The following is a 9,439-nucleotide window of genomic DNA, read 5'->3' on the forward strand; positions in this document are numbered from 1 at the left end:
GTCTACAACAACGTCGCCCGCACCGCCGTGGAGGCGATGGGCGCCACCGGCGGCCAGACCCAGAGCCTGCACACCAATTCGCTCGACGAGGCCCTGGCGCTGCCGACCGACTTCTCGGCGCGCATCGCGCGCAACACCCAGCTCTTCCTGCAGATGGAGAGCGGCCAGAACCGGGTGATCGACCCCTGGGGCGGCTCCTACTATGTCGAGCGCCTGACCGCCGACCTGGCCGCTCGCGCCCTCACCCACATCGCCGAAGTCGAGGCCCTGGGCGGCATGGCCAAGGCCATCAACGAGGGCCTGCCCAAGCGCCGGATCGAAGAGGCGTCCGCCCGCATCCAGGCCCGCATCGACTCGGGCAAGCAGAGCGTGGTCGGCGTGAACCGCTATCGTCCCGACGTGCCGGACCAGCTCCCGGTGCTCAAGGTCGACAACACCGCGGTGCGCAACGCCCAGCTGGAGAAGCTGCGCCGTCTGAAGGCCGAGCGCGACCCCGAGGCGCTGGCCGCCGCCCTTGATGCGCTCACCGCCGGCGCGGCCGGCAACGGCAACCTGCTGGAGCTGGCCGTCAACGCCGCCCGCGCAAAGGCCACCGTGGGCGAGATCAGCTTCGCGCTGGAGAAGGTGTTCGGCCGCCACAAGGCCCGCGCCGACGCGGTGAAGGGTGTCTACCTGCGCGAGTCCGGCGCCACCGCCGCCACCGAACGCGCCCGCGCCATGGCCGAAGCCTTCACCCAGGCCGACGGCAAGAAGCCGCGCCTGATGGTTGCCAAGATGGGCCAGGACGGCCACGACCGCGGCCAGAAGGTGATCGCCTCGGGCTTCGCCGACCTCGGCTTCGAGGTGGAGATCGGCGACCTGTTCCAGACCCCGGCCGAGGCGGCCGCCGAAGCCGTCGGCGCCGGCGTCCACGCGGTGGGCGCAAGCTCGCTGGCCGGCGGCCACCTGACCCTGGTGCCGGAGCTGAAGTCAGAACTGACCAAGCTGGGCCGCCCCGACATCCTGGTCTTCGTCGGCGGCGTCATCCCGCCGGAGGACCTGAAAGCGCTGGATGAGATGGGCGTCTCCGCCATCTTCACCCCCGGCACCGTGATCCCGGAGGCGGCGATCACCGTCCTGGACCGCCTGAACGAACAGCTCGGCTACGCCCAGGAGCAGGCGGCGCAGTAGGGTCTCAATCCCGCGGGCGTTGTTGGGGGACAGGCCCATGACCGAGACGGACGAACCGGTCTCCGAGGCCGTCACGCTGCGCAAGATCGCCTGGCGGCTCCTGCCGCTGATCGCGCTGGGCTACGCCATCGCCTACGTCGACCGGGTCAACATCAGCTTCGCGGCGCTGCAGATGAACCGCGACCTCGGCTTCTCGGCCACGGTCTACGGCTTGGGCGGCGGCTTGTTCTTCCTCAGCTACGCAGCGCTGGAGGTCCCCTCCAACATGGTGCTGGCCAAGGTCGGGGCCCGGCGCTGGATCGCGCGGATCATGATCACCTGGGGCGTGCTGGCCATGGGCATGGCCTTCGTCCAGACGCCTTGGCAGTTCTACCTGATGCGCTTCCTGCTGGGCGCGGCGGAGGCCGGGTTCTTCCCGGGCGTGCTCTACTACGTGACGCTCTGGTTCCCGGAGACGCATCGGGCGCGGGCGATCACGCGGTTCTATTTCGCCGTGCCGCTGGGCGCGGCCGCCATGGGCGCCGTCTCGGGCAGCCTGCTGGGGATGCAGGGCACGCTTGGGCTGGCCGGCTGGCAATGGCTGTTCCTGGCGCAGGGTCTGCCGGCGGTGCTGCTGAGCATCGTGATCCTGTTCTGCCTGCCGGACCGGCCCGAGAAGGTCCGCTGGCTCTCCGCGGCCGAGAAGGCCTGGCTCACGGCGCGGCTAGCCGCCGACGCGGCCGGGCGCTCCGGCGACCACCCGAACCCGTTCCGGGCGCTGCTCAGCCCCACGGTTGCGGCGTTGGTCGCGGTGAACTTCCTGGCGCTCGGCTCGGGCTACGCCTTCACCTTGTCGGCGCCCGAGATCGTCAGGGGCGCCACCGGCCTCAGCGCCGACGCCATCGGCTACATCGCGGCCGCCGCAAACCTCGCCGGAGCGGCGCTGATCCTCACTAACGGCTGGCTATCGGACCGCACCGGCGACCGGGGTATATTCGTGGCCGGCCCAATGCTGGTGGTCGCCGCCGCGCTCGCACTGCTGGCCGCCACGGAGGCGCCCGCGGCGGTGATCGTGGGCTACGTGACCTACACGGCCTTCAACGTGGCCGGCCTCGCGCTGTTCTTCACCACGCCCGGCGCGATCCTGCACCCGCGTTCGGCGGCGGTGGGCGTGGCGGCGATCAACTCGCTGGGCCAACTGGGCTCGTTCGTGATCCCGTCCCTGTGGGGCGTCGCTAGGGACGCGACCGGGACCTACCACGCGGGCCTCGCGGTGGTGGCCGCCAACTTCGCCATCGCGGCGACGATCGTGCTGGTCCTGCGGGCCAGGGCGAAGCGGGGCGCGTTCGCGCAGCCGCGCCATGGTGAAGCTCACTAACGGCTTGTTGCGGAGTGGCGGCCATAAGGTCGTGGGTGGCCGCGAACAGGTGACGCAGTGCGTCGTCTTCGGAACCGGCCACTAGCGATCGGCCCTCATCGAGCCGCAAGCGCGATCCCCAACGTGATGCTGGACATGGTCGGACGTCTCGTCCCCGCGTCCGGACCTGTCGCCGCCGCGATCCGGCGGAGCCCCAGTATCGCAGGCGTACCTCCATGGGCGTTCCCACCGTCACCATCACCGTCGCCGACGCAAGTATCGGCGTTGGCGAGACCTCGCTCATCACCTTCGTCTTCTCCGAGGCCGTCTACGCGCCGAACTTCCAATATGCGGGCGGGCAGACGTATCCGAGCGGCAGCGTCGGCGGGTACGCCACATCCGACAACATCACCTGGACGACGACCTTCACGCCCACCGCAGGGACGATGGACGCGACCAACATGGTCACCCTGGACATGTCGGTCATCTACGACCTGAACACCGAATACTCGGGCGTGGGCGTCGCCTCCTCCAACAACTACGCCGTCGACACGGAGCGCCCCACGGCGAGCGTCGTAGTGGACTACGACACCCTACGGGCCGGCGACGCGGCCCCAGTCACCTTCACCTTCTCGGAAGCCGTGACCAACTTCGCCAATGCCGACCTGACGATCGCCAGCGGCACGCTGAGCGCGGTGACCGACAGCGGCGACGGGATCACCTGGACGGCGACCCTCACGCCCACCGCCTCAGTCACGGTCGCGAGCAACCTCATCAGCCTCAATCTGACCACCATCACAGACCTGGCCGGGAACACCGGCCTCGGCAGCCAGGATTCCAATAGCTACGCCGTCTCCACAGTGCGTCCGACCGCCACCATCGTCCTTACCGACGACGCGCTGAAGGTCGGCGAGACCTCGCTGGTCACCTTCACCTTCTCGGAAGCCGTGAGCGGCCTCGACGCCGGCGACATGGTCATCGCCAACGGGGCGATAGGGACCATCACGACGGCCGACGGCGGGGTCGTCTGGACCGGAACCTTCACCCCAACCGCGGCCATCACCGAGGCGACCAACCTCATCGTCCTCAACAACGCCGCCATCGAGAATGCCGCCGGCAACGTCGGGGCCGGCGTTGCCTATTCCAACAACTACGCCATCGACACCGCCGCCCCGACGGCGTCGATCGTGGTCACCGAGAGCGGGCTGCTCGCGGCAGAAACCTCCCTGGTGACCTTCACCTTCTCCGAGGCGGTGACCGGCTTCGTCCTCGCCGACGTGGCCACTGAGAACGGATCGCTGTCCAACCTTACCACCGGCGACAATGTCACCTGGACCGCGACGCTGACGCCCACGGCCGGGGTCACCGACACGAGCAACGTTGTCACCCTGGACAGGACCCTCATTGCCGACGCTGCCGGCAACGCCGGGATCGGCGTGACCAGCTCGAACAACTACGAGATCGACACGCCGACGCCCGCGCAGCAGCCGCCCCCGCCCCCGCCTGCGCCAATCGAGATGCCCGGCACGGCGAGCGCCGACATCATCGTCGGCAATGCCTTGAGCAACACCATCGTGGCCGGTGACGCCGACGATGTGGTCAGCGGCGGGTCTGGCGACGACACCGTCTCGGGCGACGCCGGCGACGACAGGGTGCAGGGCAACATCGGAGCCGACGACGTAGCCGGCGGCGCCGGCGCGGACTGGGTGCTCGGCGGCCAGGACGACGATCATGTGCAGGGCAACACCGGCGCCGACTACGTTGCCGGCGACAAGGGTGACGACACCGTGCTCGGCGGCCAGGACCAGGACGTCGTCTACGGCGGCGAGGACGACGACTATGCCTCCGGCGACCGCGGCGACGACACGGTGCGCGGCGGCCAGGGCGACGACCAGGTGCTGGGCGGCGACGGGAACGACTTCGTCTCCGGCGACAGGGGCAGCGATACCGTCACGGGGGGCCTGGGCGCCGACCTGTTCCACAGCTTCGGCGCAGCCGGCGTCGACCTAGTGACCGACTTCAACTTCGCCGAGGGTGACCGGGTGATGCTCGACCTCGGTACGATCTACGTGGCAGCCCAGGTCGGGCTCGACACGGTGATCACCATGGAAGGCGGCGCGGAGATGACGCTCGCCAATGTCGCGCTGGCCTCGCTCGCGCCGGACTGGATCTTCGCGGCCTAGCCCGAGCCGGCGGGCGCCTAGTCGAACCCGAGCGGCGTGTTTGCGTTCGGACCTTCGGCGGGCCGGTCAGGACCGCCGCGACCGCGACGCTCCATGAAGGCCTGCGCGACCGCCAGTTCGTCCTTGCTGAGCGAGCCGTCCTTGTCCGCGTCCAGGCGGCCCCACGCCATGCCGATCGCACTCCCCACCTGGCCGCGCAGCTCCGCCTTCTGGAGCTTGCCGTCCAGGTTGTCGTCCATCATTCCCAGCATGCGCGTCTTGGCTAAGCGAGCGTCGTGGTCGACCTGCTTGGCGGCGGTTTCGTCCAGCCAGCGGAACGCGAGCGAAGTGAACAGCATCTCCTCCCAGGACTGCTCGCCCCAGGTGATCTTGCGGTTCGGGTCGGGGTTGGCCGGATTGCGCTTGGAGTTGTCGTAGACGTAGTTGGCGACGATCCGCGAGCCGGCCGGGATCTTGATGGGCTCGGCAAACACATACGACCGCTGCCAGTTGAAGTCGTAGCGGGGCAGCGAGAGCAGCAGCTTCTTCTTGCCGTCCGGCGTCTGCAGCCACAGGTCGGAGGCGTAGGCCCGGTAGTGGGCGTGCGGGAACGCCGAATAGAGCATCGCGTCGTTCGGGAACTCGACGTAGGCCACTTCCTTGTGGCGGCCGGCGTTCGCCGCGATCTCGATCGTGGGGTCGATCACCACGACGTTGCGCATCATCAGTTCCGGCGGCTTGTCGTAGAAGTAGACCCCGACGCGGGACTTGTCGGTCGTCTCCTTGCCATACGGCGTGTAGTGCATCTGGAAGCCCACGGCGCCGCCGGCGGGCAGGTAAGTGCCGATGTTGCTGGGCGCGATGTTGCTCTCCGCGCCCACCGCATAGCCGCCCACAGATCCGCGCCACTGCGTCTCGGAGGTCCTGCCGTCCTTCGGCATCTCAGGCGTCCAGCCGCTCAGCAGGTGGTGCACCGCCTGTCGGTCGCCGGGCTGCACGGTGGTCGCGCGAATCCAGCGGGGTTCCGTGCCCGGGTTGGCCGTCGCCGGGCGCTGGTAGTCCACGACCCCGGCGGCTGGCACCTTAAACGCCGGCACCTCAAGGATCAGATCCGGCTTGCCCAGCGGCCACTCTGCGGCCACCCGCTTCACGGCCGCCAGCGGATCGGGGCCCTCGCCGCGCGGCGCGCCGGCCTCGACCCAGTGCACCACCGTCTTGATCTCCGCCGGCGTCAGGCTCTTGTCGCCCTTGAACTTGCCGACGTGCGGGCTGGCGTTGAACGGCGGCATGCGGTCGGTGCGGATCGTCTCGCGGATCATCGGGGCGAAGCCCTTGACGATGTCGTAGCTGGTCAGCTGCATCGGGCCGATCCCACCCTGCTGGTGGCAGGCGACGCACTTGGCCTCAAGGATCGGCGCGATATCCTTGATGTAGGTGGCCTTCTGGACCACACCCCGCTCGGGGAAGGCGATGATCCCGCCGGCGCCGTCGCCGCCGTTCGCCGGGACCGGCTTGCCGGCCAGGAAGGCGTCCAGCGCCGCGCCGGCGCCAGCAACCGGCCCTCGGTAGACGACGGCCCAGGTCTTGGGGTTGATCACATAGGCCTCGGCCGCGCGCGTGACCCCCAGGCTCTCCCCCACCAGCTGGTTCACGTCCATCAGGATCGGCGGCGTGTAGCCCACCTTCTCCGCCTCGGCCTGGATCGCCTCGCGGCTGTCCTTCAGGTTGGAGTTCAGCAGCCTGAACTCGACGCCCCTGGCGCCGTAGGCGGCGGCCAGGGTGTTGAGCGTCGGGGCCAGCGCCTGGAGTGTTCGGTCGCCGTTGGCCTGGGTGACGATCACCACGGCGGGGGCGTCAGACAGCCGGTACAGCTCGTGCGCCTCAAGATTGGCGTCCACCAGCATGAAGTTGTCGACCGTCCGGCTCACGGCGGCGGCGTCGACCGCCGACCCGCCAGCCATCGCCGAGCGCGCGCCGTTGTCGGTTGCGCAGCCGGAAACTAGGGCAGTCGAGGCCAGCAGGGCGGCCAGGGCGGTGAAGCGGGTCATGGTTCGATCCCTCTGAGGGCGGACACGCAGGCTCGTCCCGAAAATGACGGCGGCGTCAGGCTAAGCTTGTCGCTCGCCAGATTACAGCATTATTTCGGGGCAGCGGAGCCGTGGTGTCGCCTCGCCGCCGGACGCCGCGCGGCTAACCCACCCGCGCCAACTGCTCCGGCAGTTCGTCGGTGACCACCTCAAAGCCGGCGAGGGTCGCCGGCCCGAAGTGGGTGACCAGCGCGACGTCCGTTGCGTCGCGGCCTACCGCCATCATGATGCGACCGATCCGGGGCTTGTTGTGGCGCGCGTCCAGCGTCAGCCACTGGCCGCCGAGGTACACCTCCATCCAGGCGCTGAAGTCCATGAGACCGTCCTTCGGCACGCCGATGTCGCCCAGGTAGCCGGTGCAGTAGCGGGCCGGGATGTTCATGCAGCGGCAGAGCGTGATCGCCAGGTGGGCGTAGTCGCGGCAGACCCCGAGCTGCTCTTCATGCGCCTCGAACGCGGTGCGAGTAGGGCGGGCATGCTTGTAGCCGAATGTGATGCGCTCGTGGGCGTACTTCACGATCGCCGCCGCCCGCGCCCACCCAGGCTCGATGCCGCCGAACAGCCTCCAAGCCAGCTCGTTCAAAGCCTGGGTCTCGCAGTAGCGCGAACCCAGCAGGAAGACGATCACATCGTCGGGCAGCTCGTCGATGGGGAGCTGTTTGGCGTCGGGAAACACCGGGTCCGGCTGGCCGGAATCGCGGATCACGAAGTCGCCGCTCAGCACCATACGCCCGGCCGGGGCCAGGATGCGGGCGCACAGGTTCCCGAACTGGTCGCGGTACTGGCGCAGCGGGACGTGCGGCGTGGTGTGGATCAGGTCCGGGGTTTCGAGGTCGGCCAGCCGCTCGGGCCGCACGTTGAGCATCAGCAGCATCGGCGTCGGGGCCGGACAGTCGTAAGTGATCTTGTACCCGGCTCTTATGCGCACTGAAATTCCCCTGGACTAACCTCCCTGCGCAACTCTCAGCACGGAGGCAGGTTGCGTCGGAGAGTCGACGCGAACGTCGACTTCAACGTCCATGCCCAAGAAATCGGATTTCAGGCCCGACCAACGCCCGTGCAAGGGCACGGCTGCCTTCGGATCGATCACTTCGGCGACGCGGACCAGGTCGTGGTTTCCGACGATGCCGTTCGTGGGATCGAAGTCGGTCCAGCCGCAGTCCGGCAGATAGACGCGCGTCCAGGCGTGGGTGTGGCCAGCGCCGGTGCGGTCGCCCTTAGAGGGGCCGCCATAGATGTAACCGGAGGTGAACCGCGCCGCGAGCCCAAGGCTGCGGGCGGCCTCCGCCAGGAGCACGGCGAAGTCACGGCAGCTGCCGGACCGGCGTTCCAGCGTCTCGGCCGGCGTCTGCGGCGGACCCTCCAGGCGCTTGCCATAGGAGAATTCGCCGCGGATCGCGTGCGTCATGTCGGAGAGCAGCGTCGAAAGCCGGGTGAACCCCAACGGCCGCACGAACCGACGCGCCCAGGCCTCCAGTTCGCCTGCGTCGGGATGGTGGCGCGCGATGCAGCGGGCGAGATCCGCAGCGTCGGCGGTGGCGTAGGCGAACGGCCGCTCGCCCAGGATCACCCCCTCGCGCTCCAGCTCGAAGGCCACGGCGGGGTGATGCTCCAGGGTCACTTGGCTTTCGAACGTCAGGCGGTCCGAGCGGGCTGCGAACCGCGCCACTGCCGCCACAGCGCCGCTGGCCTCCTGCACATGGCGCAGCAAGCCAGGTTCGGGGCTGATCTCCAGGCTGGCGCCCAGAACGCGCTGGTCGAAGCTCTCGACCGGACGGTACATCACGCGGTGCTCGCCGAACGCCACCGGGTTGCGGTAGCGATAGGTGGTCCGATGACTGATGGAGACGATCGGCATTGCAGCGAAGCTCCGTCGATTCCCGAGCCGCGTCCAAGCGACCCATCGACACGGGTGATGGTGAAGCTGCGATTGTTGCCAAACCAGGCGCCTCGGGGCCGTTTTTGCTCGTCGGAGACCATTCCGGCCGCGACATGCCGTCGCGATTGGGGACCTTGGGCCTCTCCGAGCCCGATCTTTCCCGCCACATCGCCTGGGACATCGGCGTCGCCGGCCTGGGCCTGCTGCTGGCGCAGCGGCTGGACGCGCCGTTCATCGCCCAGCGATTCTCGCGGCTGGTGATCGACTGCAATCGCGATCCCGCACGTGCGGATTCCATTCCCGCAGTCAGCGATGGCACGCCCATTCCCGGCAACGCCGACCTGACCGACGCCGAGCGCCAGGCCCGGATCGATCAGGTGTTCACGCCCTACCATGCCGCCATCGCCGCCGAGCTCGACGCCCGGCAGGCCCGCGGCCTGCCGACGATCGTCGTCGCCCTGCACTCGTTCACGCCGGTCATGCAGGCGTTCGAGCGGCCCTGGCGCTTCGGCATCCTGCACCTGGGCGGCAGCGCCTTCTCCGACGCCATGCTGGCCCGCCTGCGGGCCGAGCCCGAGGCCGGCGAGGTCGGCGACAACGAGCCCTACCGCATGGACGACGTCGACTTCACCATCCCCCACCACGCCATCGGCCGGGGCCTGGACTATGTGGAACTTGAAGTCCGCCAGGACCTGCTGGCCGACGCCGCCGGACAGGAGGCGATCGCCGAGATGGTGGCGAGAGTGCTGCCGGCGGCGTTGGAGGATCTCACCCCGTAGGCCCCTGCAGCGCCGGCGCGGAGACG

At 69.0% G+C, this 9,439-nt stretch carries 7 protein-coding genes; 4 read left to right on the forward strand and 3 right to left on the reverse strand.

Going from position 1 to position 9,439, the window contains the following annotated elements:
* The 3 genes from QZV94_RS19625 to QZV94_RS19635 all read left to right on the forward strand — a co-directional run.
* The coding region (locus tag QZV94_RS19625) for a methylmalonyl-CoA mutase family protein (RefSeq protein ID WP_293680767.1) at nt 1-1,170 on the forward strand (1,170 nt) is incomplete at its 5' end.
* A 37-nt stretch (nt 1,171-1,207) separates the two neighbouring features.
* Nucleotides 1,208-2,527: an MFS transporter gene (locus QZV94_RS19630; protein ID WP_293680770.1), complete on the forward strand. Its 1,320-nt coding sequence runs from the start codon at nt 1,208-1,210 to the stop codon at nt 2,525-2,527.
* 215 nt (nt 2,528-2,742) lie between these two features.
* The gene (locus QZV94_RS19635; protein ID WP_293680773.1) at nt 2,743-4,689 is read left to right on the forward strand and encodes an Ig-like domain-containing protein; all 1,947 of its coding nucleotides are present in this window, start codon (nt 2,743-2,745) and stop codon (nt 4,687-4,689) included.
* Between the two features lie 17 nt (nt 4,690-4,706).
* On the opposite strand, the gene QZV94_RS19640 is transcribed toward QZV94_RS19635, so the two are convergent.
* The 3 genes from QZV94_RS19640 to QZV94_RS19650 all read right to left on the reverse strand — a co-directional run bounded on the left by QZV94_RS19640 (nt 4,707) and on the right by QZV94_RS19650 (nt 8,613).
* Entirely contained in the window at nt 4,707-6,716 is a 2,010-nt protein-coding gene (locus QZV94_RS19640; RefSeq protein WP_293680776.1) for a hypothetical protein, read from the reverse strand.
* Nucleotides 6,717-6,858: 142 nt separating this feature from the next.
* On the reverse strand, nt 6,859-7,683 hold the full coding sequence (locus QZV94_RS19645; RefSeq protein ID WP_293680779.1) for a transglutaminase family protein: 825 nt from the start codon (nt 7,681-7,683) through the stop codon (nt 6,859-6,861).
* Between the two features lie 15 nt (nt 7,684-7,698).
* Nucleotides 7,699-8,613 carry a transglutaminase family protein gene (locus QZV94_RS19650; protein ID WP_293680782.1) on the reverse strand — a complete coding sequence of 305 codons (915 nt, stop codon included), beginning with the start codon at nt 8,611-8,613 and terminating at the stop codon, nt 7,699-7,701.
* A gap of 104 nt (nt 8,614-8,717) precedes the next feature.
* Here QZV94_RS19650 and QZV94_RS19655 point away from each other — a divergent pair, with 104 nt between their 5' ends.
* Nucleotides 8,718-9,413 carry an N-formylglutamate amidohydrolase gene (locus QZV94_RS19655; RefSeq protein ID WP_293680785.1) on the forward strand — a complete coding sequence of 232 codons (696 nt, stop codon included), beginning with the start codon at nt 8,718-8,720 and terminating at the stop codon, nt 9,411-9,413.
* Nucleotides 9,414-9,439: the final 26 nt, after the last annotated feature.

The organism is uncultured Phenylobacterium sp. (assembly GCF_902826855.1).
Classification (GTDB): Bacteria; Pseudomonadota; Alphaproteobacteria; order Caulobacterales; family Caulobacteraceae; genus Phenylobacterium.

What these genes read in the sequence shown, in the direction of transcription:
- QZV94_RS19640 (WP_293680776.1), bottom strand. Translation starts at nt 6,716, where the DNA reads ATGACCCGCTTCACCGCCCTGGCCGCCCTGCTGGCCTCGACTGCCCTA.
- QZV94_RS19630 (WP_293680770.1), top strand. Translation starts at nt 1,208, where the DNA reads ATGACCGAGACGGACGAACCGGTCTCCGAGGCCGTCACGCTGCGCAAG.
- QZV94_RS19635 (WP_293680773.1), top strand. Translation starts at nt 2,743, where the DNA reads ATGGGCGTTCCCACCGTCACCATCACCGTCGCCGACGCAAGTATCGGC.
- QZV94_RS19650 (WP_293680782.1), bottom strand. Translation starts at nt 8,613, where the DNA reads ATGCCGATCGTCTCCATCAGTCATCGGACCACCTATCGCTACCGCAAC.